Here is a 26,115-nt window from a genome sequence, read left to right as displayed (position 1 = left end):
GGGGAGACATGCCCAACCTCAAGGACCTGAAAAACCGGATCGCGTCGGTCAAGTCGACCCGCAAGATCACCAAGGCCATGCAGATGGTGGCCGCCGCGAAACTGCGGCGGGCACAGGAAGCGGCCGAGGCGTCGCGGCCCTATGCCGAACGCTTCAACGCGGTGATGGCGCAGCTGGCGGCTTCGGTCGGCGGTTCGGACACCGCGCCCAAGCTGCTGAGCGGCACGGGCAAGGATGACGTGCAGCTGCTGGTCGTCATGACCGGCGAGCGCGGCCTCTGCGGCGGTTTCAACTCGTCGATCGTGAAGCTTGCCCGGACGCGCGCAGCCGAGCTGCGCGCCGCCGGCAAGACGGTCAAGATCCTGACCGTCGGCAAGAAGGGCCGGGAACAGCTGAAGCGCGATTGGGCCGACAGCCTGATCGGCCATGTCGACCTGAGCCAGGTGAAGCAGATCGGCTATTCGAACGCGCAGGCGATCGCGAAGGAGCTGCTCGACCGTTTCGACGCGGGCGAGTTCGACGTCGCGACGATCTTCTACAGCCGCTTCCAGTCGGTGATCAGCCAGATCCCGACGGCGCAGCAGGTCATCCCTGCGACGTTCGAAGTGGCCGAAGAGGCGGGCCCGGCGGTCGATTACGACTACGAGCCGGGGAAGAGGAAATCCTCGCCGACCTCCTGCCGCGTGGTGTGGCGACGCAGATCTTCTCGGCCCTGCTCGAGAACAACGCGTCGTTCAACGGGGCGCAGATGTCCGCCATGGACAACGCCACCCGGAACGCGGGCGAGATGATCGACAAGCTGACGATCGAATACAACCGCTCGCGCCAGGCCGTGATCACCAACGAGCTGATCGAAATCATTTCGGGCGCGGAAGCGCTCTGACCGAACCGGAGACAATTAGATGGCAAACGCAAAAGGCAAAGTGACCCAGGTCATCGGCGCCGTGGTGGACGTCCAGTTCGACGACCACCTGCCCGAGATCCTGAACGCGCTGACCACCGACAACCAAGGCAAGAAGCTGGTTCTGGAAGTGGCGCAGCACCTTGGTGAGAACACCGTCCGCACCATCGCCATGGACGCGACCGAAGGTCTGGTCCGCGGCCAGGAAGTGGTCGACACCGATGGCCCGATCAACGTGCCGGTCGGCACCGCGACCCTGGGCCGCATCCTGAACGTCGTGGGCGAGCCCGTGGACGAAAAGGGCCCGGTCGAGGCGGACGAGTACCGTCCGATCCACGCCGCGGCACCGGATTTCGCCGACCAGGCCACCGAGGCCGAGATCCTCGTCACCGGCATCAAGGTGATCGACCTGCTGGCCCCCTACGCGAAGGGCGGCAAGATCGGCCTCTTCGGCGGTGCCGGCGTGGGCAAGACGGTTCTGATCCAGGAGCTGATCAACAACATCGCAAAGGTGCACTCGGGCCTGTCCGTGTTCGCCGGCGTGGGCGAGCGGACCCGTGAGGGCAACGACCTCTACCACGAGATGATCGAGTCGGGCGTTCTGACCCCGGACAACCTGCCGGATTCGAAGATCGCCCTGGTCTACGGCCAGATGAACGAGCCGCCGGGTGCCCGTGCCCGTATCGCGCTGACCGGCCTGACCATGGCCGAGCAGTTCCGCGACGCGACCGGGACCGACGTTCTGTTCTTCGTCGACAACATCTTCCGCTTCACCCAGGCCGGTTCGGAAATGTCCGCACTGCTGGGCCGTATCCCGTCCGCCGTGGGTTACCAGCCGACGCTGGCGACCGACATGGGCGCGATGCAGGAACGGATCACCTCGACCAAGAACGGCTCGATCACCTCGATCCAGGCCGTCTACGTTCCCGCGGACGACCTTACCGACCCGGCACCGGCCACGACCTTCGCGCACCTCGACGCGACGACGGTTCTCAACCGCGCCATCTCGGAGCTGGGCATCTACCCGGCGGTGGACCCGCTCGAACTCGACCTCGCGCCTGATGGATCCGCTGATCCTGGGCGAAGAGCACTACAACGTCGCCCGTGACGTGCAGGGTATCCTCCAGCGCTACAAGTCGCTGCAGGACATCATCGCGATCCTCGGGATGGACGAACTGTCGGAAGAGGACAAGCTGACCGTGGCCCGCGCCCGGAAGATCCAGCGCTTCCTCTCGCAGCCGTTCGACGTGGCGAAGGTGTTCACCGGCTCGGACGGTGTGCAGGTGCCGCTGGAAGACACGATCTCGTCCTTCAAGGCGGTGGTTGCCGGCGAGTACGACCACCTGCCCGAAGCGGCCTTCTACATGGTCGGCGGCATCGAGGACGTGAAAGCCAAGGCCGAAAAACTGGCAGCCGAAGCTGCGTAAGGGGCGTTAGATGGCCGAGAACATGAAATTCGACCTGGTGTCGCCGGAACGGAGCCTCGTCTCCGGCGAAGCCAGTGCGGTTCAGATCCCCGGCACCGATGGTGACCTGACGGTGATGTACGGGCACGCGCCCGTCATCACCACGCTGCGTCCCGGCATCCTGCGGGTCGAAGGCCCGAAAGGGGAGGAGGATTACCTCGTCTCTGGCGGGTTTGCCGAGATCAACGGCGACGGGCTCACGGTGCTGGCCGAACGCGCGGTGCGTCGCGACGAGATGCACCAGGAGCTGTTCAACGACTGGGTCGCCGAGGCGCGCGATGCGAAGGCCAAGGCGGACGAGTTCAAGAACGAGCCCGGCCCGGTGGACGACGCGGCCAAGCTGCTGTCGGACATGGTGGCGCTTGGCACCCATATCGGTCTGGACCCGAACCAGACGAACCTGGGCGGCTGATCGCCTCGGACGCGGAAACAGAAAGGCCCCGGCACTGTCCGGGGCCTTTTGCATGTCAGGTGACGATGCGCTGTGCGCATCGTGCCTCCGGCGGGAGTTTTACTGGCAAGATGAAGGTGGGGTCGCGCGCGAGCGGGGGCGGGTTGGCGTGGATCTGCGGTTCGTGGCCTGCGTCTCGCGTCGCGCCGGAGCGCGCGGGGTCGGATCACGCGGGCGGAACGGGAAACGGCGGCCCGTGGGGGCCGCCGTTCCGGTGTTTCGGGGTGTGCGTGTCGGTCAGCCGACGAAGGCCTTCTCGACCACGTATTCCTTGGGGTCGGAGTTCGCGCCCTCGCGCAGGCCGTGGCTTTCGAGGATTTCCTTGATGTCGAGGTTCAGGCCCATCGAGCCGCAGACCATGGCGCGGTCGGCCTCGGGGCCGAAGTCGTCGATGCCGAGGTCGCGGAAGACGGTGCCGTCCTTCAGCAGGTCGGTGATACGGCCCATGCGCGGGCTCTCGTCCCGGGTGGTGGTCGGGTAATAGACCAGCTTGTCGAGACCGTCGCCGATCAGCTCGCGCAGCATCTCGTCGCTCTTGACCGTCTCGACCAGGCTGCGGCCGTACTCGAGGTCCTTCAGCTCGCGGCAGGTGTGGGTCAGGATGACCTTGTCGTAGTCCTCAAAGGTCTGCGGGTCGCGGATCAGCGAGGCGAAGGGCGCGATGCCGGTGCCGGTGGCGAAGAACCACAGCCGCTTGCCGGGCAGCAGGGCGTCGTGGACCAGCGTGCCGACGGGCTTGGGCCGCAGGATGACCTGGTCGCCGGGCTGGATGTGCTGCAACTTCGACGTCAGCGGGCCGTCCTGCACCTTGATCGAGTAGAACTCCAGCTCCTCGTCCCAGGAGGGAGAGGCGATCGAGTAGGCGCGCAGCAGCGGCTTCTGCTTGCCGGTCTTGGGGTCCGCGTCGCCCATCAGGCCGATCATCACGAATTCGCCCGAGCGGAACCGCAGCGAGGCGGGGCGCGTCACGCGGAACGAGAACAGCCGGTCGGTCCAGTGCGTCACCTCGGTGACGGTCTGGGCGTCGGGCAGGGTCGGGACCTTGGGAATGTCGGTTTGGGTGTCTACCATCGTCATGTCGTCTCTGGAGCCGGTCAGGCCCCCCTCTACTGTCTCGGTCCGGGGATGGAAAGGGGTCAGCCCGCGCGCAGGCGCGACTGATAGTCGTGCGCACGCCAGTCTGCCCGGAATTTCCACTGTTCGGCCGGCTGGCGGGCGGCAAGGTCCTCGCTGATCTCGACCTCGTCGAAGCCCGAGCGGCGGGCCATGGCGTACTGGTCCGCGATCACGTGGCCCTGGGCGCGCAGGCGGCCGGTGTAGCCGCGCAGGCGCAGCTGGCGCGCGATGGTGAAGCCGCGCCCGTCCGCGAAGGACGGAAAGGCCACCCGGATCATCGCCGGCGCGGGGTCGAGCGTGACCTCGGCCGGGTCGGCGTCGGAGGCGAGGTCGAGGATCGGCGCGCCTGCGGGCCAGTCGTCGGCGGCGAAGCCGGTGTCGGTGACGATAATGCTCATGCGTTCACTCCTGTGCGGACCACCTTGCCATCGACGATGTGGATGCCGCATTCGGTCTTGTCGGATCCGCGCCAGCGTCCGGCACGGGGGTCTTCGCCCGGTGCCACCGGCGAGGTGCAGGGCGCGCAGCCGATCGAGGGATAGCCCTTGGCGACCAGCGGGTGCTTCGGCAGACGGTTCTCTTCCATGTAGGCGCGGACGTCGTCCGGCGCCCAGTGCGCCAGCGGGTTCACCTTGATCCGGTTCGGCCCGTCCGCCTCGAAGAACTCGAGGGTCGAGCGGGTCGAGCCCTGGAAGCGTTTCCGCCCGGTGATCCAGCCGTCGTATTCCGACAGTGCGCGCTGCAGCGGCCGGGTCTTGCGCAGGTCGCAGCAGGCGTCGGTGTCGAACTGGTGCAGCGTGCCGTCCGGGTCCTCGCGCGACAGCGCCTCGTCGGCGGCACGGATGATGCGCACGTTCTGCAGGCCCAGCCGCTCGGCCACCTCGGACTGGTAGACCAGCGTCTCGGGAAACAGCATCTGCGTGTCGATGAAGAGCACCGGCGTCCGGTTGTCGATGATCGAGACGAGGTGCAGCAGCACCACGCTTTCGGCCCCGAAGGAGGAGACCAGCGTCAGCCGTCCCGCCTGCGGGTCCTTGAGCGCGCCATCCAGCACCGCCGTCGCGCCGTGGTGGCGGTAGCGGTCGTTGAGCGCGGCGATCCGGGCCGCCTGTTCCTCGGGCGGCTCGTCCGCGAATTCCAGCGCGGCTTCAGGCATCAACCGTTTCCTTGGGATAGAGCGCGTCCTTGAACGGATCGGCGCCGACACGGCGGAAGGTCTCGAGGAAGGTCTCCTCGGGGCTGCGGCGGGTCTTGAGGTAGGCCTGCACGATGCGTTCGACCGCATCGGTCACCTCGTCATAGGCAAAGCCGGGGCCCATGCGCTCACCAAGCGCGGCGGTTTCGGTGCCGTCGCCGCCGATGGTGATCTGGTAGTTCTCGACCCCCGCGCGGTCGAGGCCGAGGATCCCGATGTGGCCGACGTGGTGGTGGCCGCAGGCGTTGATGCAGCCCGAGATCTTGAGCTTGAGCGGGCCGATGTCGTGTTCGAGCTTGAGGTCCTCGAACCGCTCGGCGATCTCCTGCGCGACCGGGATCGACCGGGCGGTCGCCAGGGCGCAGTAGTCCATCCCGGGGCAGGCGATGATGTCCGAGATCAGGCCGATGTTCGCGGTGGCGAGGTCGGCGGCCTTGAGCGCGGCGTGGACCGCCGGCAGGTCGGAGCGGTGGACATGCGGCAGGATCACGTTCTGCTCGTGGCTGATGCGCAGCTCGTCATGGCCGAAGCGTTCGGCGATGTCGGCCATCACGCGCATCTGGTCGCCGGTCGCGTCGCCCGGGGTCGCGCCATGCTTCTTCAGGCTGATCGAGACGATGGCGTAGTCCGCCTGCTTGTGCGCGAAGAGGTTGGTGTCGCACCAGGAGCGGAACACCGGGTCGGCGCGGTAGGCGGCGTCGTAGGCGTCGGTCGGCGCGTTGCGGAAGGCGGGCGGGGCGAAATGGCCCTCGATCTCGGCCAGCATCTGCTGGTCGACACCGGAGAACAGCGGCCTGAGCACGGCGAAGCGCGCCTCGACCTTCTCGCGGATCGTGTCGATGCCGTTCTCGTGCACGGTGATCTTGATCCGGGCCTTGTACTTGTTGTCGCGGCGGCCGAGCACGTTGTAGACGCTGACGATCGCCTCGAGGTAGGGCAGCAAGTATTCCTTGGGCAGGAAGTCGCGGATCACCTTGCCGATCATCGGGGTCCGGCCGAGGCCGCCGCCGACCAGAACCTCGTAGCCGGGCTGACCGTTCTTCTCGACCATGCGCAGGCCGATGTCATGGGCGCGGGTCACGGCCCGGTCGGTCGGGCTGCCGGTTATGGCGATCTTGAATTTGCGCGGCAGGAACTGGAATTCCGGGTGGTCGGTGGACCACTGGCGGATCAGTTCCGCGACCGGGCGGGGATCGGCGATCTCGTCCCGCGCGGCGCCGGCGAAATGGTCCGCCGTCACGTTCCGGATGGTGTTGCCCGAGGTCTGGATGGCGTGCATCCCGACATCGCCCAGGGCGTCCAGCATGTCGGGGACATCCTGCAGCTTGGGCCAGTTGTACTGGATGTTCTGCCGGGTGGTGAAATGGCCATAGCCGCGGTCCCAGCGGTCGGCGATCATCGCCAGCTGGCGCATCTGGGTGGCGCTCAGCGTGCCGTAGGGAATGGCGACCCGCAGCATGTAGGCGTGCAGTTGCAGGTAGAGGCCGTTCATCAGGCGCAGCGGCTTGAACTCGTCCTCGGTGAGCGAGCCGTCGATGCGGCGCTCCACTTGGGCGCGGAACTGCGCGTTGCGGGCGGCGAGGAAGTCGCGGTCGAACTCGTTGTAGCTGTACATGCTTGCTCAGCCCGCGCGGATTAGGCGCGGGTCTCCTGCTTGCCGTGGAAGTAGTTGGAGGGCCCGGTGCGGCGGAAATCCTCGCGGAAGTGCGTGGGTTCCGGGCCGTTCGGGCCGGGCTTCATGTCGGCGAGGTAGGCGCCGACGATCTCGCCCGCGCGGCGGCCGGCCTCGATCAGGCGCAGGTCGGCATGGGCCTCGTCGGTCAGGAGCTCGGCCTCGGACAGCTCGCGGGTCCAGCGGTCGTCCTTGGTCAGGTAGACGACATCGCCCTCGAGGAGGGCGTTGGCGGTGACGACTTTGGGGGTGAAGGCACGGGGCATCAGGCGGTTTCCTTCAGGGCGTGTTCGGGGACGGGGCCGGGGAGGCCGGGAATCTCGGTGACCGGAAGGGTGGCGGCACGACAGCCCTCGGCCAGCGAGGCGGGCAGGGGCGCGGCGGCGATGTAGAGGACATGCGCCCCCTTCTCGGCATGGCCGGTCAGCAGGCGGGGCATCGGCGGCACGTCGGTCGGCCGTTCGAGCGCGACGAAGCGCGCCTCGCGCCGGGCCAGTTCCAGCACAGCCGGCGCGACGCCCGCGTCGTGGACGACCACATCGGCGGTGTCGAGCGCCTTGCGCGCCTTGAGCGTCAGCAGGTCGGGATCGTCCGATCCGGTCCAGGTCAGGGTGATCCGGCCTTCGGGCGTCGCGGCCTTGAGGTGCCGGTCAAGCAACAGGGTCAGCGCGGGGTCGAGTGCCACCTCGCCGCCGGCATCGTAGGCCTCGGGGCCCGCCTGGTCGAAGTACTCGGTCCAGAAGGCGCGGCGGGGCCGGCCGTGGGGGAGCGCCTCGACCGCCTTTCGGAAGCCCTGCGCGGCCCGGGTCAGCAGACCCAGCGAGGCCGGGAGCTTGGCCTCGAGATCCGCCTTGATCGACCGCGCGAGCATCGGCGCCGCGCCTTCTGTTCCGATGGCAATGCAGACCGGATCGCGGTCCACCATCGCAGGAGTGATAAAGTCACTGTCATCGAGGTTGTCCACGATGTTGACCAGCACACCCGCCTTTGCACCCATCTCGGCGATCTCCGCGTCGCGGACCGGATCCTCGTCGGCGGCATAGACCAGCCGGGCCCCCGCCAGATCGTCCTGCGCCAGCGGGCGGCGGATCAACACGAGGGCGCCGTCGCGGTCCCATCCGGCGATCTCGGACGCGGGCGTTTCGGCATAGACCTCGATGCGGGCGGACGTCTTCATCAGCAGGCGCAGCTTTGCCAGTGCGGCATCGCTGCCGCCGGACAGCAGGATGCGTGCCTTGTCCATGTTCACGAAGATCGGGAAGTGCCGCATGGGGAGTCCCTCGGTTGGGTTTGACTTGCCCCTCAATCTAGGAAATATTCCCGGTTTGACGCCAGTGGGGCGGGGAAATAAGAACACGGTTCGCGAGCGGGTGGCGAAGTGGGCCAGTGTTCCGGGGATCGGGAGCCAAGCGAAATGTCCGTCCGCCTTGACGACACAGACCGGAAAATCCTTTCGCAACTGCAGCAGGACGCGGGCCAGTCGCTGGACGAAATCGCCCGGAAGGTGGGGTCTTCGAAGACCCCGGTGTGGAACCGGATCCGCAAGTTGCGGGATGCCGGTGTGATCGGTCCGCAGACCGTCATCCTCGACGCCGAGGCGCTTGGGTTCGAGGCCTGTTTCTTTGTCCTGATCCGCACCTCCGAGCATGACGGGGAGTGGCAGAAGCTGTTCCTCGACGTGCTCAGGAAACGCCCCGAGGTGCAGGAGGCGCACCGCCTGGCGGGCGAGATCGACTATATCCTGAAGGTCCGGGTCAGGAACGCGCGGGCCTACGACGCCTTCTACCAGGCGATGATTTCCGAGGTTAAGGTGCACAATGTCACCGCGCTCCTGTCGATGGAGGAGATCAAGTCGACGACGGCGCTGCCGATCTGAGGTTTGGCCGGCCGCGGGGCGACCGATGCCTCTGGCGAGACTGTGATGGGCGGAAAGGAAACCGCCCGGTGGAGGGTTTCAGCCCGGAACGGGCAGGGCCCACGGGGCAAGATGATGCGGGGCGCGGTGGCGGATTTCGATCTTGTTGTGGCAGGGGCGGGGATCGTCGGCGTGTCGACGGCGCTCTGGGCGCGGATGCGCGGGCTGTCGGTTCTGCTGGCCGATCCGAACCCGCCGGGGTCGGGGACGTCTTCGGGCAATGCCTGCACGATCGCGACCTATGGCTGCCTGCCGGTGCAGGACCCGTCGATCCTGACCGGCCTGCCGCGGCTGATGTTCGGATCGGACAGCCCGTTGGCGATCCGCTATGGCCACGCCTTGCGCAACCTCCGCTGGATGCTGTCGTTCCTGGCCAATTGCCGGGCAGGGCCCTCGGGCCGGATCGCGCGGGACCTCGCGATGCTGCTGTCGCATGCGGATGCGGGGCTGAACCCGCTGATCGCCGAGGCGGGGGCGGAGGACCTTGTCCTGGCGCGCGGGCAGTTGACGGTCTGGTCGACCAAGGACGGGGCGGCGGGCGCGACGGACGACCTGGCGCGGCAGCGGGAGCTGGGGGTCGCCTTCGAGGAACTCACGGCGGCGGAGGCGCGGGCGCTGGAGCCGAACCTGGCGATCCCGATCGAACGGGCGGTGCATTTCACCGGTGCGCGGCAGGTGTGGGACCCCGAGGCGCTGGTGCAGCGCCTGCACGCGCGGTTCTTGGCGCTTGGCGGCCAGTGGCGGCAGGCCCCGGTCGCGCGGATGCGCGAGGCGGATGACCTGGTCGAGGTCACGGTGGGTGCGGATGCCGTCACCGCGGGCCGCGCCGTGGTCGCGGCAGGGGCGTTTTCGCGCCGGATCGCGGGTGGCGGGGCCGAGGGGCTGCCACTGGGTGTGGAACGCGGGTATCACCTGCTCTTCGCCGGAGAGGAGGGGCGGATCAGCCGGCCTGTGGGGTGGAACGAGGCGGGGTTCTATTCCGTGCCGATGGCCATGGGGCTGCGGCTGGCAGGCACGGTTGAGATCGCGGCGCTGGACGCGCCGGTGAACTCCGCCCGGCTCGACTACATCCGGCGGCGGGGCGAGGCGCTCTTTGGGCCGCTGCCGGAGCCGACCAGCCACTGGCTGGGCTTTCGCCCGACATTGCCGGATTCGCGCCCGGCCATCGGCCCCGCGCCGGGATCGCGGCGCATCCTGCATGCCTTCGGGCATCAGCACCTCGGGCTGACCTTGGGCGGGATCACCGGGCGGATCGTGGCGGACATGGCCGAGGGGCGGCAGCCGAACCTCGATGTCGCCGCCTTCCGGCCCGACCGGCGCTATGCCTGAGCCTCAGGTGCTCTGCGGATAGGAGATGACCGAGAGATAGCGGATCGGCAGCTGGTCCAGCACCTCGGGCCCGTGCGGGGCGTCGGCGTCGAAGAAGAGCGAGTCGCCCGGCGCCATGTCGAAGAGCCGGTCGCCGTGGCGGTAGGTCATCAGGCCCTCGAGCATGTAGATCAGTTCGATCCCCTCGTGCTGGAAGGTCGGGAAGACGTCCGAGCTTTCCGACAGGACGATCAGGTAGGGCTCGACGACCACGCCCGAGGCATTGGCGCCAATGTGGCCCAGAAGGTTGTACTGGTGCCCGGCGCGGGTGCCCTGCCGCTCGATCTCGACCGCCTTGCCGGCCTTCACGTGCATCACGCCGCGCTCTTCCTCGAAACCGGTGAAGAGCGCCGTGACCGGCACCGAGAGGGCATGGGCCAGCGTCTGCAGCGTGGTGAGCGAAGGCGAGGTGACGCCGTTCTCGATCTTGGACAGCATCCCCACCGACAGCCCGGTCTGGGTGGCGAGGTCGGCGACCGTCATCCGCTGCCGCTTGCGCTGCGCACGGACCTCGCGGCCGATGGCGGCCTCGAGCGACTTCTCGCGCCGCTCGCGGACGCGGTGCGGATCCTGCGACAGGGGGCTGGGCTTCTGCTTGGTCATGCGGTGGCGGTCATCCTCTCGGGCCCGAGTCTGACCGATCGGGGCGGCGCTGTCGAGCGGTGCTCAGGCGTCGCGCCATTCGCCGGGGCGCAGCCCGCCGAGGTGCCAGTGGCCGATGCGTTCGCGGATCAGCCTGAGGGTCGGGTGGCCGACATGGGCGGTCATCCGGCGGACCTGCCGGTTGCGGCCCTCCGTGATGGTGATCTCGAGCCAGCTGTCCGGCACCGATTTGCGGAACCGCACCGGCGGGTCGCGGTCCCAGAGCGCCGGGGGGTGGTCCATCCGGCGGACGCCGGCGGGCTTGGTCATCCCGTCCTTGAGGCGCATGCCCTTGCGCAGCGCCTCGATCGCGGCGTCGTCGGGCAGCCCTTCGACCTGCACCCAGTAGGTTTTCGGCATCTTGTGCTTCGGGTCCGCGATGCGGGCCTGCAGGCGGCCGTCGTCGGTCAGGATCATCAGCCCCTCGCTGTCGCGGTCGAGGCGGCCCGCGGCGTAGACACCCGGCAGGTCGATGTGGTCGGACAGCGTCGCCCGGGGGCTGTCGGCATTGCCCCGGTCGGTGAATTGCGACAGCACCCCGAAGGGCTTGTTGAACAGGATCGTGCGGGCCATGTGCCTGCTTAGCGCGCCGGGCGGGCGGGCGGAAGTGGCCGGCTGCCCCGTGCGTGGGCCGGCGTTCACGTTGACGTTTGGTCGCCCGCACGTCAGGCCGCTTGCGTGTTAAATTGATTGTCGAAATACTCTCCGCTGCAGATACAATTCGGCAACTACCCACGTTGCTTTCGCAACCCAGGAAAGAGCCCGCGCTGGACCGTCACATCCGACAGCCCGATCCCATGAGCTTTCTTGCCGGAGACGGCGAGATGGCCCGGCTCACCCGTGAGCATGACTGGAGCGATCATCCCTTCGGGCCGCCCGAATCGTGGCCGCAATCGCTGCGCTCGGCGCTCGGGATTTGCCTGAACTCGGCCTTTCCGACGGCGATCTACTGGGGGCCGGAGCTGCGGCTGCTCTACAACGACGCCTGGTCGCCGATCCCGGGGCCGCGCCATCCCGCCGCGCTCGGCGCACCCGCGCGCGAGGTCTGGGCCGACATCTGGCACGTGATCGCGCCGCAGTTCGACGAGATCCTGCAGACCGGAGCGGGGCTCTACGTCGAGGACCAGATGCTGCCGATGCGGCGTTTCGGCTTCGAGGAAGAAACCTACTGGAACTACAGCTTCACCCCGATCCGGGGCGAGGACGGGGCGATCGCGGGGATCTTCAACTCGGGCAACGAAACCACGGCCCATGTCCTGGAACGGCGTCGGGCCGAGCTGCTCCTGCGGCTGAGCGATGCGTTCCGGCAGGCGACGGACGAGGGGCAGATCCTCCAGATTGCCCTGCGCGAGCTGGGCGAATGGCTGGGGGCCAGCCGGGTTGCCCTGATGGCGCGGGACGATGGCGATGCCGCCGGCCGTTTCGTGGCCGAGGCACAGTGGGTCGGTGACGAGGGCGTCCCGATCGACGAGGCGGTGGACCTCGCGTCCTTCGGCACGGACGGGGCGCGGCTGATGGACGGCCACGTGGTCCGGGTCGAGGCAGGCGACGGCGCGCCGGGTGACGTGCTGTGCGGGGCGCAGGCAGCGATGGTGTTTCCCTGGAAACGGGGCAAGCTGGTCGAGGCGCTGCTGGTGATCCATTCCGAGCAGCCTCAGCGCTGGAGTGACATCCATGCCGCCACGGCCGAGGACGTGCTGACCCGGATGCAGACCTGGGCCGAACGCCAACGCGCGCTGAACCGCGAAAAGGTCATGTCGCGCGAGATCGACCACCGGGCGCGGAACCTGCTGTCGGTGGTCCGCTCGATCCTGCGGCTGACACGGGCCGAGGATGCAGAGAGCCTGCGCGACAAGGCGTCCGACCGGATCCTCGCGCTGTCGCGGACCCATTCGCTGCTGTCGCGCAAGCGCTGGAGCGACGTGACCCTCGGCGAGCTCCTGGAGCAGGAGCTGGAGCCCTACGGCGCGGCCGAAGCCGAGCGCATCCACCTGTCGGGACCGCGGGTCCCTCTGAATTCAGAACGGGCGCAGGCGGTTGCGATGATCCTGCACGAGCTGGTGACCAACGCCGCCAAGCACGGCGCGCTGTCGGCGCGGAGCGGGACGCTGCGGGTCGACTGGGCGCACATGGACGACGGCATGGTCGTGATCGACTGGCACGAGCGGTCGGACGGCCCGGACGAGGACGCGGCGCCCGAGGGCGGGGGCGGCTTCGGCTCGACGCTGCTGCCGCTGGTGATCGAGGGGCAGCTTGGCGGCACGCTCGACCGCGACCTGCGGCCCGAGGGGATGGTCTGCCGGATCACCTTCCGCGCCTACGACCCGGCCGCGGCGGGTGAGCCCGAGGGGTTTGCCGCGCGTTAGGTGCGGGGCATCGCGGCGGGGTGGCACCCCGCCCTGAGCGGCGTGGTCCGGCGGGACCGTTTCCTCAATCCGGCGCGACGATCACGTTTAGCAGGGCGCAGCGCTTTTCCTCGCGCACCACGCGCAGGGCCTCGTCCAGCGCCGGGCGCAGGTCGTCGGGCGCGCGGACCTCGCGGGCAAAGGCGCGCCCGGCCTCGGCCACCTTGCAGAAGTCCGGCGAAGGCGTGAGGCCGGTCAGCGGCATCCGGTTGGCCTTGGCCGCCGCCCCGTCCGGGTAGAGCCCGGTGACCGAGTGGCGGACCGCCCCCCATTCGCCGTTGTTCAGGATCACGATCAGCACCGGCAGTTCCAACGCCTCGGCGATCTGGTGGCAGGCGACGGGGTTGGCAAACATGTAGCTGCCGTCGCCCATGGTCGCCACGCAGAGCCGGTCGCGGTCCGCGAGCTGCGCGCCGAGCGCGCAGGGGAAGGACCAGCCGAGCCCGCCGGAATGCGGTTCCTGGAACCACGATTTCGGCGCACGGCGGGGCAGGGTGCCGAGCATCGTGCCGAGTTCCGAGAAGACTGAGCTTTCGGCCTCCTGCGCATCCAGCGCCTCGCCCAGGACGCGGCTCACCATGGCCTTGGTCAGGTGTTCCCCGCGCGGCTGCGCGGCCTCGGCCAGCCTGGCGCGGCTGGCGGCGCTGGCGGTGGCGAGCGCGTCGCGTCGGGCGGCGATCCTGCCCTCGTCGCGCGGCAGCTCCGCCATCGCGGCGATGAGGGCGGGGATGGTCCGGGCATTCTCGCCGGTGATCGAGAGGTCCGAGCGGAAGTTGCGCACCGGGAAGCGCGAGAAGATCGGGTCGGGGCCCATGTTGGCGATCCTGGCACCGGGCGCGGGGTGGTGTGCGTCGGGCATCCAGGGGGCGAGGCAGTCGAGAATCAGCACCGCGTCGGCCTTGGCGAGCCACGGGCCGGGATCGGCGCCGACGTGGCAGGGGTGATCGGTCGGAATGGCGAGGTGGGTGGCCCACCACGAGCAGACCGCGATGCCCCAGTCCTCGGCCCAGGCCGAGAAGCCGGCAAAGCTCTCGGCATCGCCCGCGCCGCGCTGCGCGATGACGAGCGGCGCCTCGGCCTCGGCGAACCACCCGGCGAGGGTCGCGATGGCCTCGGGGTCGGGGGCGGCGCGCGAGGGGCGGATGGTCGGCGGGTTCTCGAGGCCCGCGGCCGGGATCTCCTCGCACAGCACCTCGCGCGGGATCGACAGGTAGACCGGGCCCTTCGGCGTGGATTCGGCGATGGCATGGGCACGGTCCAGGAGGCCGGGCACCTGTTCGGGAAACTTCAGCTCGTATTCCCATTTCGACGCCTCGCGGACGAGGGCGGCCTGGTCGCGCATCTCCTGGCCCCAGCCGATGGGGACGGTGCGGGCCCCGAAGCGGTCGGCCTCGGTCACCGGGGTGCGGCCCGACATCAGGATCATGGGCACGTGTTCACAGGCCGCGTTGATCGCGCCGATCGCGCCGTTCGCCAGCCCGACGTTGGTGTGCAGCATCACCGCCTGCGCACGCCCGGCCATCAGGTAATAGCCGTGCGCCATGCCCATGGCCGCGTGTTCATGGGGCATGACCAGCGCCTCAGGCAGATCGATGCCGGCGGCCGCGGCCTGGGCCAGCCCCTCGATGATCGGGGGGAAGTCGGTGCCGGAGTTGGCGAAGACGTAATCGACGCCAAGTGCCTTCAGACGCGGAAAGATCGCGCCGCCGGCGGTGACATTGGTGCTGTCTTTCATGGTCAGCCTCCGAGGATGCGTGGCAGCCAGAGCGTCAGCGCGGGGAACGCCAGCAGGAGCGCCACGCGCAGCAGTTCGGCGCAGAAGAAGGGCATGACGCCCTTGAAGGTTTCGATCATCGGCGTGTCCTTGGCCAGCGCCGAGATGATGAAGACGTTCATCCCGACGGGCGGCGTGATCAAGCCCAGTTCGACGACGATCAATGCGAGGATGCCGAACCAGACCTTGAGGTCCTCGGTGCTCATCCCGAAGCCCGCGCCGTCGGCCACCTGGTAGAGGCCGCCGTTGATCTCGAGCAGCATCGGCCAGAAGAACGGGATCACCAGCAGGATCATCGACAGGCTGTCCATCAGGCAGCCCAGCAGGATCAGCGCGACCAGCAGGACCACCATCACGGTCATCGGGGCCAGGCCCGACTCGGCGATCCAGGCGGCGGCCTGCTGCGGCAGCCCGATGCGGGACATGAAGATCTTCATCAGCTCCGCCCCCAGCAGGATCAGGTAGATCATGCCGCTGGTCTTGGCGGTGTTCTTGAGCGCGGTGACCATCGGGCCAAGGCCCAGCTTGCGCTTGAACGCGCCGTAGACCCAGACGAGGAAGACGCCGATGGCCGCGGCGGGCGTCGGGTTGAAGAAGCCCGCGTAGATGCCGCCGAGGACGAGGCCGAAGATCACCATCACGGGCAGCAGGCCCAGCGTCGCATGGATGAAATCGCGGCGCGAGGTGGCGCCGCCCGGCGGCCCGGCCTCGGGGCGGATCGCGACGTAGATGGCGATGGTCAGGATGAAGAGGATCACCGCCAGGATGCCGGGCAGGAAGGCGGCCGCGAACATGGTGACGATGTTGGCCTCGACGATCACCGCGTAGACGATCAGCACGACCGAGGGCGGGATCAGGATACCGAGGACACCGCCGGCGGCGAGCGATCCGGTGGCCAGCGCGGGAGAGTAGTTGTAGCGCTTGAGTTCCGGCAGGGCGACCTTGCCCATGGTCGAGGCGGTGGCGAGCGACGAGCCGCAGACCGCGCCGAAGCCCGCGCAGCCGGCGATGGCCGCCATGGCCGTGCCGCCGCGCATCCAGCCGAGCCAGGCGTTCGCCCCGCGGAAAAGCGCCTGCGACAGGCCCGCGACGGTGGCGAGTTCGCCCATCAGGACGAACATCGGCACGACCGAGAGGTCGTAGATCGAGAACTGGCCGTAGGCGAGCGTCTTGAGCTGGCTCAGCAGAAGCTGCGGGCCGTTCAGCATGGCGATGCCGACGCCGCCGACGAGGATCATGGCATAGGCGATCGGCAGGCGGATGGCGATCAGCGCGACGAGGATGACAAGCGCGAGGATGCCGAGCGTGATCGGGTCGGTCATGCCCGCACCCCGCGCAGGGATTCGATGAGGGTGACGAGGGCGGCCGCGATCAGCAGCGCCAGTGACAGCAGGATCGGCACGAAGCCCCACCAGATCGGGACCTGCAGGATCGCCGTGGTGTAGTCGTATTCCTTCTGGTCCAGCATCCCGAGGTACATCCGCCACGCGAGGATGCAGGCAAAGCCGAAGGCCACGAACGAGGCCAGCGCCCGGAGCGCGGCCAGCACCGGTGCGGGCGCGCGGGCGGTGAAGATGTCGGCGGTCACGTTGGCATCCATCAGCTGGCAGTAGGGCAGGAAGGCAAAGACCGCGACGGCGACGCCGATCTCGGTCAGTTCGAAGTCGCCGGGGAAGGGGTGGCGGACGATCACGCCCAGCACCGAGACCACGTTGATCGCGACGACGCCAAGCAACAGGACACCCCCGAGCAGCGCCCAGAGGGTGACCATCCTTGCGACCGCAGCGGATAGTCCGCTGCGGTCATGGGTTTCGGCTTCGAAGATCAAGTCACATGCCTTCCGCGTTCTTCGCGATCATCTCGCGCGCGGTTTCGACCATCGCGGCGCCGTCGATCCCCTTGCCCGAGACCTCGTCGATCCAGCGCTGCACCACCGGCTCGAGCGCGGTCTGGAACGCGGCGGTTTCCTCTTCGCTGAGGGTGACGTGGGTGTTGCCCGCGTCGGTGGCGACGGTGATCCCGCGTTCGTCGATGTCACGCCAGATCTGGCCGACCTCGGCCACCCAGTCACGGCCCGACGCGTCGCGGAACGCCTTCTGGATGTCCTCGGGCAGGCTGTCCCACTTGGCCTTGTTCATCGAGACCTGGAAGGTCGTGGTGCCGAGCCGGGTCTTGTCATGGCCCTCGATCTGGAAATCGGTCTGGTCCTGGATCTTGAGCGCGGGAATGATCTCCCACGGGATCAGGGCGCCATCGACGACCTTCTTGGACAGCGCCTGCGGCAGGTCGGGCACCGGCATCGACACCGGGGTCGCGCCAAGCGCCTCGATCACCCAGGCGCCGGTGCGGGTGGGGATGCGCAGTTTCATGCCCGCCATGTCCTCGGGGCTGCGGACCTCCTTGTCGACGGTGTGGATCGCCTGGCCGGCGTGGACGTGCAGGAACATCGGCTCGACGCCCTTGTACTCCTCGGCCAGGTGGTCGGCATACATGTCGTAGAGCGCGAGGTTCGCGGCGACGGGGTCGTTCACGTAGACGAAGGGCAGTTCCATCACCTCGGTCCGCGGGAAGAGGCCGGGGGTGTAGCCGTTCACCGTCCAGACCAGGTCGACGACGCCGTCCCGGACCTGGTTGATCAGCTCGGGCGGGCGGCCTCCGAGGGTCATCGAGGGATAGATCTCGATCTTCACCTTGCCGCCGGAGTTCTCTTCGACCTGGCGGGCCCAGGGTTCCAGCATGTCGGTCTGCGCCGGGGCCTTGGCGCCCAGGAAATGGTGCAGCTTGAGGGTGTAGTCCTGTGCCGCGGCCGCGCCGGCGGCAAAGGACAGGGCGGCGGCCAGTGCGGCGCCGGTGAGTGTCTTGGTCATTCTCTCTCCTCCCATGGTGGCGCCGCGGGGCGGTGCCTGTGTGCCGTCGGGCGGTATCCCGCGCGATCCGGCGTCGTGGTCGGCCCCGTGTGCCGGGGCCCGGCAGGCCATGCGTTGCGAAACGGTGTCGGTGGGTCTGCGGGCGGGCGGACGCCAGGCAACACCTGCGCCGCGACGCCCGGTCCGATCCTGCGCGACTCCTCCCTGTCGGCAGCGATGGCCAGTGGCGGTCCGGTTCCATGCGCGGCCCGGCCGCGCGTGTGTCCCGGATGCGCTATACCCTAAATCAGTTCCGGGGCGAAGAAATGCACTCCTGCGCCATTTTGTTGGACGGATCGGGCGAAAGCGGTCTAATTTGCTGGCACGATGAAAGCGCCCGCCCCCTCCCGGGCCGACCGGTTTTCGGCCACGGTCCACAGCATCCGCAGCCCGCTGTCGGAAACGAGTTTCGGGTTGCAGCCCGATGCCGCCTGCCTGCTGGTGCTCGAGGCCGGTGAAGCGGTCTGCCGGGATGCCGCGGGCGAGGCGCCGATCGCCGCGCCACGGGTGGTGTGGCTGGCCGGGCGGCAGGGCGTGCTGCGGGTCGCGCCGGGCAGCCGCGGGGCGCTGCTGGTCCTGTCGCAGGCGACGCTGTCGCGGGTGTTGCCGCCAAGCGCCTTCGGGCAGGAGATGCACCGGATGCTGCGCGCCGACCTGTCGGTCGCGGCCGAGGGAGAGCGCCAGGCCATCGCCGCGCAGCTGGCCGACCTGCAGCAGGAAACCCGCGGCGGGGCGCCGGCGGCGGACATGGTGGCCGAACACCTGCTGTCGGTGGTCCTGATCCGGCTCTGGCGGGCGGCGCGCGCCGGGCGGGTGCGGCCCGACGTGGCCGCGCGCGGGGTGGCGCAGGGCTTCGTGCAGCTGGCCGGGCTGCACCTGCGCGATCACTGGCAGGTCGCGGACTATGCCGCCGCGCTCGGGGTGTCGCGCGACAGGCTGTCGGCGGCGGTGCGCCGCGCCACCGGCCGCGCCCCGCAGGTCTGGCTGCACGAGGCACTGCACCGCGAGGCGACCGAGCTGCTCAGCCATTCCAGCCTGCAGGTCGCGCAGGTCGCCTTTCGCCTAGGCTTCTCGGACCCGGCCTATTTCAACCGGTTCTTCAAGCGGATGGAGGGCGTCCCGCCCAGCCGGTACCGCCGCCGCACCCGTCCGCGCGCTGCCGAGGCACCGTCGTTCGCCGCCTGGCCCTGACAGGGCGAACGGCTTTGCCGGAAATCCCGCTTTCGATTTCAGGGTATGGCACCAGATACATGGTATAGTTGCCCATAACGTTGCTCGCCAAAGATTGAGTATTCACAAAATTCGGCAATCTGGCACGATGAGACTGTCGATTCCGCATCGGGATCGCATGGGAGGAATTCAATGAAACCGACGACCAAGAGGCGCACGATCACGTGCGTGTCATCCGCGGTGACACTGGCCGTGCTGGCCATCGCGGGCCCGGCCCTGGCGCAGGAAAAGGTGAAGGGAGGCACCGCCACTGTCGCCATCGAGACCGAGCCGAACGGATTTGAGCCGCTGGAGGGCCGCATCTTTGGCCAGACCGGATCGACCGTCGCGCTGGCCATCGAAGAGCCGCTGCTGCGCTGGAACTACAACACCGGCGAACCCGAGGCGCTGCTGGCCACCGAGTGGAGCGTGAACGACGACCAGACCGTCTGGACGCTGAAGCTGCGCGAGGGGGTGAAGTTCCACGATGGCACCGACTTCGACGCGGGCGACGTGGCATTCCACTACAACCGCCTGATCGACCCCGAGAACAAGTTCGCCGGCCGCACCGGCATCGCCGCGATCAAGGAGGTCAAGGCGATCGACGACCTGACGGTCGAGTTCCACCTGAACCACCCATGGTCGGCCTTCCTTCCGGCGATGGCGGACCTGGGCATGAGCGGGCCGATCCCCTCTCCGGAACAGATCGAGAAGGGGGAGCAGAACCGCAGCCCCGTCGGCACCGGGCCTTTCAAGTTCGTGGAATGGGCCTCGGGCGACCGGATCGTGGTCGAAAAGAACCCCGAGTACTGGGATGCCGACAGCATCAACCTCGACAAGATCGTGTTCCGGGTGCTGCCGGACACCCAGACGCGCTATGCCTCGCTCCAGTCCGGGCAGGTGGACGCGATCTGGACCGACCGCGGGCCGACCATCGTCGAGGCGCAGAACGATCCCAAGGTGGTGTCGATGTTCGCCGACGGCGCGGGCGCCGCGACGATCCTGCTGAACGACAAGATGCCGCCGTTCGACGACCCGAACGTGCGCGCGGCGATTGCCCATGGCTGGAACCAGGAGGCGCTGGTCAAGATCAGCTTCCGCGACACGCGGCCGTCGGTCACCCATCCGCTCGGACCGCAGAAGGACTGTGGCGAGGCAGGGTACCGCGCCTTCGACCAGGCCAAGGCCAAGGAATACGTCGCGGCCTACGGCAAGCCTATCGAGTTCAACTTCATCAACACGACCACCCCGCGCGGGCGGGAGCTGGGCGAGCTGATGCAGCAGCTGATGAAGGGGATCGGGATCACCGTGAACCTCGAACCCGTCGACCAGACCACGCTGGTCAAGCGGGTGCTGTCGCGGGATTACCAGATGTCGGGCTGGCGCTTTGCCGACGATGTCGACATGGGGCCTTCGCTGATCGCCACCGGCAAGTCGGACAGCAACTACAACCTGACCGGCATGAACATCCCCGAGCTCGACAAGATCGCGGTGGAACTCGAGTCGCTCACCGACCGGGAAAAGAGCCTGGAGATGCAGTGCGACATGATCGAGCTGATGAACCAGGACGCCTCGATCCTCTACATGGGCGGGGGGCGCTACTGGGCCTTCACCTCGCCCCGGCTCAAGGGGGTCGACAAGCCCTGGGGCGGGATCATCGACGTGACCCGCGCCTGGGTCGAGAACTGATCGCGGCCCGTCGGGCGGCGTGACAGGCGGCCCGCGTCCCCTCGGCGCGGGCCGTTTTCCCAAGAGGTGACCGCAGGAACGTGCGACTTGCCCCGCGGCGCTTGTCCGCGGGCCCCGCGGCGGCAGACTTCGCCGCAGACCGAGTGAGGGAGGACGACATGACCAACCTATGGAGCGAGGCCGAGGCCGCGACCGGACGCCCCCTGTCGGGGATCAAGGTGATCGACCTGACGCTCGCGCGGGCCGGGCCGACCGCCGTGCGCCACCTGGCCGACTGGGGCGCGGACGTGATCCGGATCGAACCGCCCGCGGCCGACTCCAACTCGGACCCGGCGGCGGGGGCGCGGCACGGGCCGGATTTCCAGAACCTGCACCGCAACAAGCGGGCGATGACCCTGAACCTCAAGAGCCCCGAGGGCCACGCGATCTTCATGCAGCTCGCCGCCGAGGCGGACGTGATCGTCGAGAACATGCGCTCGACCGTCAAGTCACGGCTGGGGATCGACTATGACGCGGTGCGGGCGGTGAACCCGGGGATCGTCTACGGCTCGATCTCGGGCTTCGGGCAGGACGGTCCCTATGCGGCGCGGGCGGGGGTGGACCAGATCGCGCAAGGCATGGGCGGGCTGATGTCGATCACCGGCCTGCCGGGGCAGGGACCGGTGCGCGTCGGCATACCGATCGCCGATCTCTGCGCCGGCGGATACCTCGCCATGGGCATCTCGATGGCGCTCTTCGACCGGTCCCGCACCGGGCAGGGCCGCTGGGTGCAGACCTCGCTTCTCGAGGCGATGGTCGCGATGCTGGATTTCCAGGGCTCGCGCTGGACCATGGCGGGCGACGTGCCGCAGCAGGCGGGCAATGACCACCCCACCGGTATCCCCACCGGCGTCTTTCCGACCGCCGACGGCCATATCAACATCGCGGCCTCGGGCCAGCGGCTCTGGGAACGCTTCGCGCAGGCGGCGGGGATCGAGCACCTTGTCACCGATCCGCGGTTCGAGGATGCGCGCGGCCGGTCGCGGAACCGGGCCGAGCTGAACGCCCTGATCGGCGAGGTCACGGTGCGCCAGCCCTCGCAATACTGGGTCGATCTGCTGATGGAAGCGGGCGTGCCCTGCGGGCCGATCAATTCCATCGATCAGACCTTTGCCGACCCGCAGGTGCAGCACCTTGGCCTTGCGCGCCCGGTAGAGCACCCGGCCCTGGGCGAGATCCGGATCGTCGCCTCGCCGCTGCAGATGACCGGAGCCGACCGCGACATCCGCCGTGCGGCACCCGACGCGGGCCAACACACCGACGAGGTGCTCGGGGCGCTTGGCCTCGACCCCGACCGGATTGCCGCGTTGCGCGACCAGAAGATCATCTGAGGAGGCAGAGATGCAGAGACTTGAGACCAGCACGCCCAAGATCATCGCCGAAAAGGGCGAGGGCATCGGCTGGCTGACCTTCAACCAGCCGGAAAAGCGCAACGCCATGAGCCTCGAGATGTGGCAGGGCATGGGCGAGGTGCTTGAAGCCTTTGCCGCCGACCCCGAGGTCCGGGTGGTGGTGATGCAGGGTGCGGGCGACCGGGCCTTCATCTCGGGCGCGGACATCTCGCAGTTCGAGACGCATCGCAACAGCGCCGCCGCATCGGCCGAGTACAACCGCATCGCCGGACATGCGCGGGGCTTGCTGGCGACGCTGGACAAGCCGCTGATCGCGCGGATCCGGGGTTACTGCATCGGCGGCGGGTTGGCTGTCGCGCTGGCCGCCGATATCCGCATCGCCTCGGACGACAGCCAGTTCGGCATCCCGGCGGCGAAGCTGTCGATCGTCTATCCCTTCGACGGGATCAAGGCGCTGTCGGCACTGGTCGGGCCGGGCAACGCGCGCAAGATCCTTTTCACCGGTTTCCGTTACCCCGCCGCCGAGGCCCTGCGCATGGGGCTGATCGAAGAGGTGACGACGGTCGAGGATCTAGATGCCACGGTGCTGCGCCATGCCCGCGCCATCGCCGAGAACGCGCCGCTGTCGATCCAGGGCGCCAAGCAGACCCTGCGGGAGCTGGCCAAGGACGAGGCCAAGCGCGACCTCGACCGGCTGAAGAAGCTGGGGGCCGAGGCGATGGACAGCCGCGATTATGCCGAGGGACGGCGCGCCTTCATGGAAAAGCGAAAGCCGGTTTTCACCGGCCAGTGACGGTGCAGCGGGCGGACCGGGGGCTGTCGTTGGCGGCGACCGGGAGGGTCGGGCGGACCCGGTCGCGGATCGCGGCGGGTGCCGCCACGGCGCGGGAAAACGCTGTCAGGCGCGTGCCACCCGCATCGGGGTGATCTGGCGCAGCCCGCCAAGGCCCGTCATCCGGGGGGCGAGCGTCAGGGTCAGGCCCGGCGCGTCGGCGAGGAGCGCGGACAGGCTCTCTTCCATCTCGATCCGGGCCAGCACCTCGCCCAGGCAGCGATGCGGGCCGAGGCCGAAGGCCGGATGCGGGCGGGGGTGGTCGGCACGGGCAAGGTCGAAGCGGTCCGGGTCGGCACAGAGCGCGGGATCGCGCAGCGCGGACATGACCGACAGCGTGAGAACGCTGCCCGCGGGCAACACGGTGTCGGCGACCCGGACCGAGGCGGCGGCGACGAGGGTGACCGACCCGACCGGCGGGTCGAAGCGCAGCGCCTCGGCCACCGCGCCAGGCACCAGGTCCGGCTCTGCCCGCAGGCGGTCCCAGTCCGCCGGCCGTTCGAGCAGGAGAGAGACCATGCGCGCCAGCCCGGTCCGCGTCGTGTCGCTGCCCGCGACCACGAGGCCCATGATTTGGAAGACCAGGCTGTCGAACGGGATCGCCGTCTCGGACTGCCATTCCGCCATCAGCCGCGACAGCAGGTCGGCGCCCGGGCGGACCCTGCGTAGTTCGAGGTGATGGGCGACAAAGTTGAAAAGCGCCTCGGTCGCATCCTCGATCTCGTCATGGTGCTGGTGCGGATAGATCGGCGTGATCGCGTGAGTGACAACCTGCACGAGGCCCGCGAAATAGCGGTGCTGATCGACCGGCAGGCCGAGGACGGTGGCGATCATCTCGGCCGGGACGCGGCCCGCCATCTTTTCGAGAAAGTCGAAACTGCCGTCACGCGGCAGTTCGGCGACGATGCGGTCGGCCGTGGCGCGGATGTCGGCCCGCAGGGCGCGCATCGGACGGTGGGCAAAGCTGGTGGCGAAAAGCCCGCGAATCCGACGATGCGCCGCCCCGTTCGAGAACATGAAGAACCCCGCCTGGAAGCGGCGCGTGATACCCTCGGGCACACGGTTCAGGGCCACGTATTCCGGCCCTTCGATCTGGCGCGTGGCCGGATCGCCGAGCAGGCGGAGCACATCGTCGGCCCGCAGGATGAGAAATTGATTTTCGCCGATCAACACCATGGGATGGTGTGCCCGCAGTTCGGCCAGCCGCGGATGCGGGTCGGCCTGCAGCGAGTTGGGATCGATCAGCGGCGGCCCCCCGGCCACCAATGAATTGCGTTCAAACATGGGTCGCTCCAATACGTGCGACCGCCGCGGGGCGGGGACGGTGTCCCGGGGATGCACCCGCTGCGGTTGCAGGCGGCGTATCGGGCCGGGGCGTTGTCGCCAGCGTTGTATTTGGGGTGGTTATTGACCGAACGGCCCGTTGTAATTGCCGTGCGGGCTTCGCGATGGCGAGGAAATGATCTAGGCAGCATATCGCCGCGAGTCGCAAAATCGTGTGCCAGGCAGTCGAAATATGTGGATCGGCGCGGCCGGATCGGTGCATTAGGATTTAATGTCCGATTTCTCCGGTCGGGAATGTATTTTCGGATTTGAAAAATGGTGCCCAAGGAAAACCCAGGCCGGCTGATGGTGCCGGACGACAGGCTCAGCATTTCCCTCCTGGGGGAATTGCGGGTGTCGCGCGGCGGCTCCGACCTGCCGCTACCGGCGTCGCGCAAGGCGCGCGCGCTGCTGGCGTTCCTGGTCGCCACCGGTCGCCCGCACCGGCGCGAACGGCTGTGCGAGCTGTTCTGGGACCTGCCCGACGATCCCAAGGCGGCGCTGCGCTGGTCGCTCAGCAAACTGCGCGGCGTGGTCGATGGCCCGGACCGCGTTCGCATAGTCGCCGATCGCGAGCGGGTGGCCTTCGATGCCGAGGGGCTCGACGTCGACATCCACGAGGTGCACGCCCGGCTCAGGCAGGACGAGGCCGGGCTGGCGCTGCCCGAGCTCGAGGAGATGGCGCAGCGGCTCGACGCCGTGCTGCTCGACGGGCTCGACGCGGCGGGGGACGAGTCCTTTGCCTCGTGGCTGATGGCCGAACGCGAGGATGCCCGCATCGCCCGGATCAAGATCCTCCGCCTGCTGGCGACCCATCCTGACCTGCCGGCGATCGCTGCGCCCAAGTGGCGGCGCCTCTGGCAGGAGGCCGACCCCGAAGGGGCCGAGGCCCATGCGCTGGCAGAACCCGCCGGTGCCCAGTTCGGCCGCTACAACCCGGTGACGCGGGCGCCGGGGCCGGTGGCCGCGACCAACGTGAACCGCGCCCCGACGCGGGGATCGACCCGGGCGCTCAGGACCCAGCGGATCGGGTTCTGCGACGTGCCGGACGGCACCAAGATCGCCTATGCCACGTTGGGGACAGGGGCTCCGCTGCTCAAGGCGGCGAACTGGCTCACGCACCTGGAATTCGACTGGACCAGTCCGATCTGGGGCAAGTGCTTTGCCGAGATCGCGCGCAACCGCACCTTCATCCGCTATGACGAACGCGGCTGCGGCCTGTCGGACTGGGAGGTCGGCGATCTCAGCTTCGACGCCTTCGTCGAGGACCTCGAGATCGTGGCCGACAAGCTGGGGCTGGAGCGGTTCCCGCTGCTCGGCATCTCGCAGGGGGCGGCGGTCTGCATCGAGTACGCCGTGCGTCACCCGGAACGGGTGTCCGGCCTGATCATCGTCGGCGGTTACGCGGCGGGCTGGCAGCACACCTCGACCCCCGAGGAACGTGCCCGGCGCGAGGCGGTGCGCACCCTGACCGAGGTCGGCTGGGGCACCGACAACCCGGCCTATCGCCACATCTTCTCCCAGACCTTCATGCCCGATGCCGACGCGCAGGAACTGGCCTGGTTCGACGAGTTCCAGCGCCTCACCACCTCGGCCGCGAATGCGGCGCGGTTCCAGGACGCCTTTGGCGCCATCGACGTCCGCGACAGGCTGGGACAGATCGACGTTCCGACCATCGTGCTGCATTCCAAGGGCGATCAGCGGATCCCGCTCGACACGGGCCGCGCGCTCGCCTCGGGGATCCCGAACGCGCAGTTCGTGCCGCTCGACAGCCGCAACCACGTGCTGGTCGATTATGAACCGGCCTGGGCCGTTTGCATGGCCGCGGTGCGCGATTTCCTGGACGAACACGGCATCTGA

The 26,115-nt window shown here is 68.5% G+C and carries 22 protein-coding genes and 2 pseudogenes; 11 read left to right on the top strand and 13 right to left on the bottom strand.

Features of this window, described 5'->3' with window-relative positions:
• Positions 1 to 8 precede the first annotated feature (8 nt).
• The 3 genes and pseudogenes from ACE2AC_RS07950 to ACE2AC_RS07940 all read left to right on the top strand — a co-directional run bounded on the left by ACE2AC_RS07950 (position 9) and on the right by ACE2AC_RS07940 (position 2,779).
• Positions 9 to 883 (top strand): annotated as a pseudogene (locus tag ACE2AC_RS07950) (F0F1 ATP synthase subunit gamma).
• A gap of 19 nt (positions 884 to 902) precedes the next feature.
• Positions 903 to 2,328 (top strand): annotated as a pseudogene (gene atpD, locus ACE2AC_RS07945) (F0F1 ATP synthase subunit beta).
• Positions 2,329 to 2,338: 10 nt separating this feature from the next.
• Positions 2,339 to 2,779 carry a F0F1 ATP synthase subunit epsilon gene (locus ACE2AC_RS07940; RefSeq protein ID WP_375691564.1) on the top strand — a complete coding sequence of 147 codons (441 nt, stop codon included), beginning with the start codon at positions 2,339 to 2,341 and terminating at the stop codon, positions 2,777 to 2,779.
• 276 nt (positions 2,780 to 3,055) lie between these two features.
• On the opposite strand, the gene ACE2AC_RS07935 is transcribed toward ACE2AC_RS07940, so the two are convergent.
• The 6 genes from ACE2AC_RS07935 to ACE2AC_RS07910 all read right to left on the bottom strand — a co-directional run bounded on the left by ACE2AC_RS07935 (position 3,056) and on the right by ACE2AC_RS07910 (position 8,071).
• On the bottom strand, positions 3,056 to 3,889 hold the full coding sequence (locus ACE2AC_RS07935) for a ferredoxin--NADP reductase (RefSeq protein WP_375691563.1): 834 nt from the start codon (positions 3,887 to 3,889) through the stop codon (positions 3,056 to 3,058).
• 65 nt (positions 3,890 to 3,954) lie between these two features.
• Positions 3,955 to 4,332, bottom strand: a complete 378-nt coding sequence (locus tag ACE2AC_RS07930; protein ID WP_375691562.1) for a DUF934 domain-containing protein — start codon at positions 4,330 to 4,332, stop codon at positions 3,955 to 3,957.
• Positions 4,329 to 5,090 (bottom strand): phosphoadenylyl-sulfate reductase, encoded by a 762-nt coding sequence (locus ACE2AC_RS07925; RefSeq protein WP_375691561.1) that lies wholly within the window; start codon positions 5,088 to 5,090, stop codon positions 4,329 to 4,331. Before ACE2AC_RS07925 ends, ACE2AC_RS07930 begins: the two co-directional genes overlap by 4 nt.
• Positions 5,083 to 6,744, bottom strand: a complete 1,662-nt coding sequence (locus ACE2AC_RS07920; RefSeq protein ID WP_375691560.1) for a nitrite/sulfite reductase — start codon at positions 6,742 to 6,744, stop codon at positions 5,083 to 5,085. The genes ACE2AC_RS07925 and ACE2AC_RS07920 overlap by 8 nt, the downstream gene beginning before the upstream one ends.
• A 20-nt stretch (positions 6,745 to 6,764) precedes the next feature.
• A complete protein-coding gene (locus tag ACE2AC_RS07915) occupies positions 6,765 to 7,067 on the bottom strand; it encodes a DUF2849 domain-containing protein (protein ID WP_375691559.1) in 303 nt (100 codons plus the stop codon).
• The gene (locus ACE2AC_RS07910; protein WP_375691558.1) at positions 7,067 to 8,071 is read right to left on the bottom strand and encodes an NAD(P)-dependent oxidoreductase; all 1,005 of its coding nucleotides are present in this window, start codon (positions 8,069 to 8,071) and stop codon (positions 7,067 to 7,069) included. Before ACE2AC_RS07910 ends, ACE2AC_RS07915 begins: the two co-directional genes overlap by 1 nt.
• 144 nt (positions 8,072 to 8,215) lie before the next feature.
• Here ACE2AC_RS07910 and ACE2AC_RS07905 point away from each other — a divergent pair, with 144 nt between their 5' ends.
• A complete protein-coding gene (locus ACE2AC_RS07905) occupies positions 8,216 to 8,677 on the top strand; it encodes an Lrp/AsnC family transcriptional regulator (protein ID WP_375691557.1) in 462 nt (153 codons plus the stop codon).
• Positions 8,678 to 8,788: 111 nt separating this feature from the next.
• Positions 8,789 to 10,045 carry an NAD(P)/FAD-dependent oxidoreductase gene (locus ACE2AC_RS07900; RefSeq protein WP_375691556.1) on the top strand — a complete coding sequence of 419 codons (1,257 nt, stop codon included), beginning with the start codon at positions 8,789 to 8,791 and terminating at the stop codon, positions 10,043 to 10,045.
• A 3-nt stretch (positions 10,046 to 10,048) separates the two neighbouring features.
• Here ACE2AC_RS07900 and ACE2AC_RS07895 read toward each other — a convergent pair whose 3' ends face one another.
• Together ACE2AC_RS07895 and ACE2AC_RS07890 are read right to left on the bottom strand one after the other, a co-directional pair.
• Positions 10,049 to 10,687 (bottom strand): helix-turn-helix domain-containing protein, encoded by a 639-nt coding sequence (locus ACE2AC_RS07895; RefSeq protein ID WP_375691555.1) that lies wholly within the window; start codon positions 10,685 to 10,687, stop codon positions 10,049 to 10,051.
• Between the two features lie 63 nt (positions 10,688 to 10,750).
• The gene (locus ACE2AC_RS07890; protein ID WP_375691554.1) at positions 10,751 to 11,299 is read right to left on the bottom strand and encodes a pseudouridine synthase; all 549 of its coding nucleotides are present in this window, start codon (positions 11,297 to 11,299) and stop codon (positions 10,751 to 10,753) included.
• Positions 11,300 to 11,523: 224 nt separating this feature from the next.
• Here ACE2AC_RS07890 and ACE2AC_RS07885 point away from each other — a divergent pair, with 224 nt between their 5' ends.
• A complete protein-coding gene (locus tag ACE2AC_RS07885) occupies positions 11,524 to 13,092 on the top strand; it encodes a sensor histidine kinase (protein WP_375691553.1) in 1,569 nt (522 codons plus the stop codon).
• Between the two features lie 64 nt (positions 13,093 to 13,156).
• Here the strand turns inward: ACE2AC_RS07885 and ACE2AC_RS07880 are convergent, their stop codons facing one another.
• Genes ACE2AC_RS07880 through ACE2AC_RS07865 form a run of 4 tightly spaced genes read right to left on the bottom strand, consistent with a single transcriptional unit; the run spans position 13,157 to position 17,772 of the window.
• Positions 13,157 to 14,866 (bottom strand): thiamine pyrophosphate-requiring protein, encoded by a 1,710-nt coding sequence (locus ACE2AC_RS07880; protein ID WP_375691552.1) that lies wholly within the window; start codon positions 14,864 to 14,866, stop codon positions 13,157 to 13,159.
• Positions 14,867 to 14,868: 2 nt separating this feature from the next.
• Positions 14,869 to 16,227: a TRAP transporter large permease gene (locus ACE2AC_RS07875; RefSeq protein WP_375691551.1), complete on the bottom strand. Its 1,359-nt coding sequence runs from the start codon at positions 16,225 to 16,227 to the stop codon at positions 14,869 to 14,871.
• Positions 16,224 to 16,676 (bottom strand): TRAP transporter small permease, encoded by a 453-nt coding sequence (locus ACE2AC_RS07870; protein WP_375691550.1) that lies wholly within the window; start codon positions 16,674 to 16,676, stop codon positions 16,224 to 16,226. Before ACE2AC_RS07870 ends, ACE2AC_RS07875 begins: the two co-directional genes overlap by 4 nt.
• Before the next feature lie 58 nt (positions 16,677 to 16,734).
• Complete coding sequence (locus ACE2AC_RS07865) at positions 16,735 to 17,772, bottom strand: TRAP transporter substrate-binding protein (protein WP_375691549.1); 1,038 nt, start codon at positions 17,770 to 17,772, stop codon at positions 16,735 to 16,737.
• Between the two features lie 366 nt (positions 17,773 to 18,138).
• On the opposite strand from ACE2AC_RS07865, the gene ACE2AC_RS07860 reads away from it, so the two are divergent.
• The 4 genes from ACE2AC_RS07860 to ACE2AC_RS07845 all read left to right on the top strand — a co-directional run bounded on the left by ACE2AC_RS07860 (position 18,139) and on the right by ACE2AC_RS07845 (position 22,893).
• A complete protein-coding gene (locus ACE2AC_RS07860; protein ID WP_375691548.1) occupies positions 18,139 to 19,002 on the top strand; it encodes a helix-turn-helix domain-containing protein in 864 nt (287 codons plus the stop codon).
• 171 nt (positions 19,003 to 19,173) lie between these two features.
• Complete coding sequence (locus ACE2AC_RS07855) at positions 19,174 to 20,709, top strand: ABC transporter substrate-binding protein (RefSeq protein WP_375691547.1); 1,536 nt, start codon at positions 19,174 to 19,176, stop codon at positions 20,707 to 20,709.
• Between the two features lie 158 nt (positions 20,710 to 20,867).
• Positions 20,868 to 22,079, top strand: a complete 1,212-nt coding sequence (locus ACE2AC_RS07850) for a CaiB/BaiF CoA transferase family protein (RefSeq protein WP_375691546.1) — start codon at positions 20,868 to 20,870, stop codon at positions 22,077 to 22,079.
• Between the two features lie 10 nt (positions 22,080 to 22,089).
• Positions 22,090 to 22,893 carry an enoyl-CoA hydratase gene (locus tag ACE2AC_RS07845; RefSeq protein ID WP_375691545.1) on the top strand — a complete coding sequence of 268 codons (804 nt, stop codon included), beginning with the start codon at positions 22,090 to 22,092 and terminating at the stop codon, positions 22,891 to 22,893.
• 105 nt (positions 22,894 to 22,998) lie between these two features.
• On the opposite strand, the gene ACE2AC_RS07840 is transcribed toward ACE2AC_RS07845, so the two are convergent.
• Entirely contained in the window at positions 22,999 to 24,216 is a 1,218-nt protein-coding gene (locus tag ACE2AC_RS07840) for a cytochrome P450 (protein ID WP_375691544.1), read from the bottom strand.
• 315 nt (positions 24,217 to 24,531) lie between these two features.
• On the opposite strand from ACE2AC_RS07840, the gene ACE2AC_RS07835 reads away from it, so the two are divergent.
• Positions 24,532 to 26,115, top strand: a complete 1,584-nt coding sequence (locus tag ACE2AC_RS07835; protein ID WP_375691543.1) for an alpha/beta fold hydrolase — start codon at positions 24,532 to 24,534, stop codon at positions 26,113 to 26,115.

This window comes from Pseudooceanicola sp. LIPI14-2-Ac024, assembly GCF_042188925.1.
Lineage (GTDB): Bacteria > Pseudomonadota > Alphaproteobacteria > Rhodobacterales > Rhodobacteraceae > Pseudooceanicola.
The sequence above is the reverse complement of the archived record's forward strand: the minus strand, read 5'-3'. Positions and strand labels throughout refer to the sequence as shown.

What these genes read in the sequence shown, in the direction of transcription:
- ACE2AC_RS07930 (WP_375691562.1), bottom strand. Translation starts at nt 4,332, where the DNA reads ATGAGCATTATCGTCACCGACACCGGCTTCGCCGCCGACGACTGGCCC.
- ACE2AC_RS07925 (WP_375691561.1), bottom strand. Translation starts at nt 5,090, where the DNA reads ATGCCTGAAGCCGCGCTGGAATTCGCGGACGAGCCGCCCGAGGAACAG.
- ACE2AC_RS07915 (WP_375691559.1), bottom strand. Translation starts at nt 7,067, where the DNA reads ATGCCCCGTGCCTTCACCCCCAAAGTCGTCACCGCCAACGCCCTCCTC.
- ACE2AC_RS07850 (WP_375691546.1), top strand. Translation starts at nt 20,868, where the DNA reads ATGACCAACCTATGGAGCGAGGCCGAGGCCGCGACCGGACGCCCCCTG.
- ACE2AC_RS07895 (WP_375691555.1), bottom strand. Translation starts at nt 10,687, where the DNA reads ATGACCAAGCAGAAGCCCAGCCCCCTGTCGCAGGATCCGCACCGCGTC.
- ACE2AC_RS07870 (WP_375691550.1), bottom strand. Translation starts at nt 16,676, where the DNA reads ATGGTCACCCTCTGGGCGCTGCTCGGGGGTGTCCTGTTGCTTGGCGTC.
- ACE2AC_RS07890 (WP_375691554.1), bottom strand. Translation starts at nt 11,299, where the DNA reads ATGGCCCGCACGATCCTGTTCAACAAGCCCTTCGGGGTGCTGTCGCAA.
- ACE2AC_RS07940 (WP_375691564.1), top strand. Translation starts at nt 2,339, where the DNA reads ATGGCCGAGAACATGAAATTCGACCTGGTGTCGCCGGAACGGAGCCTC.
- ACE2AC_RS07920 (WP_375691560.1), bottom strand. Translation starts at nt 6,744, where the DNA reads ATGTACAGCTACAACGAGTTCGACCGCGACTTCCTCGCCGCCCGCAAC.
- ACE2AC_RS07845 (WP_375691545.1), top strand. Translation starts at nt 22,090, where the DNA reads ATGCAGAGACTTGAGACCAGCACGCCCAAGATCATCGCCGAAAAGGGC.
- ACE2AC_RS07935 (WP_375691563.1), bottom strand. Translation starts at nt 3,889, where the DNA reads ATGGTAGACACCCAAACCGACATTCCCAAGGTCCCGACCCTGCCCGAC.
- ACE2AC_RS07835 (WP_375691543.1), top strand. Translation starts at nt 24,532, where the DNA reads ATGGTGCCCAAGGAAAACCCAGGCCGGCTGATGGTGCCGGACGACAGG.
- ACE2AC_RS07875 (WP_375691551.1), bottom strand. Translation starts at nt 16,227, where the DNA reads ATGACCGACCCGATCACGCTCGGCATCCTCGCGCTTGTCATCCTCGTC.
- ACE2AC_RS07910 (WP_375691558.1), bottom strand. Translation starts at nt 8,071, where the DNA reads ATGCGGCACTTCCCGATCTTCGTGAACATGGACAAGGCACGCATCCTG.
- ACE2AC_RS07855 (WP_375691547.1), top strand. Translation starts at nt 19,174, where the DNA reads ATGAAACCGACGACCAAGAGGCGCACGATCACGTGCGTGTCATCCGCG.
- ACE2AC_RS07860 (WP_375691548.1), top strand. Translation starts at nt 18,139, where the DNA reads ATGAAAGCGCCCGCCCCCTCCCGGGCCGACCGGTTTTCGGCCACGGTC.
- ACE2AC_RS07900 (WP_375691556.1), top strand. Translation starts at nt 8,789, where the DNA reads ATGATGCGGGGCGCGGTGGCGGATTTCGATCTTGTTGTGGCAGGGGCG.
- ACE2AC_RS07885 (WP_375691553.1), top strand. Translation starts at nt 11,524, where the DNA reads ATGAGCTTTCTTGCCGGAGACGGCGAGATGGCCCGGCTCACCCGTGAG.
- ACE2AC_RS07905 (WP_375691557.1), top strand. Translation starts at nt 8,216, where the DNA reads ATGTCCGTCCGCCTTGACGACACAGACCGGAAAATCCTTTCGCAACTG.
- ACE2AC_RS07865 (WP_375691549.1), bottom strand. Translation starts at nt 17,772, where the DNA reads ATGACCAAGACACTCACCGGCGCCGCACTGGCCGCCGCCCTGTCCTTT.
- ACE2AC_RS07880 (WP_375691552.1), bottom strand. Translation starts at nt 14,866, where the DNA reads ATGAAAGACAGCACCAATGTCACCGCCGGCGGCGCGATCTTTCCGCGT.
- ACE2AC_RS07840 (WP_375691544.1), bottom strand. Translation starts at nt 24,216, where the DNA reads ATGTTTGAACGCAATTCATTGGTGGCCGGGGGGCCGCCGCTGATCGAT.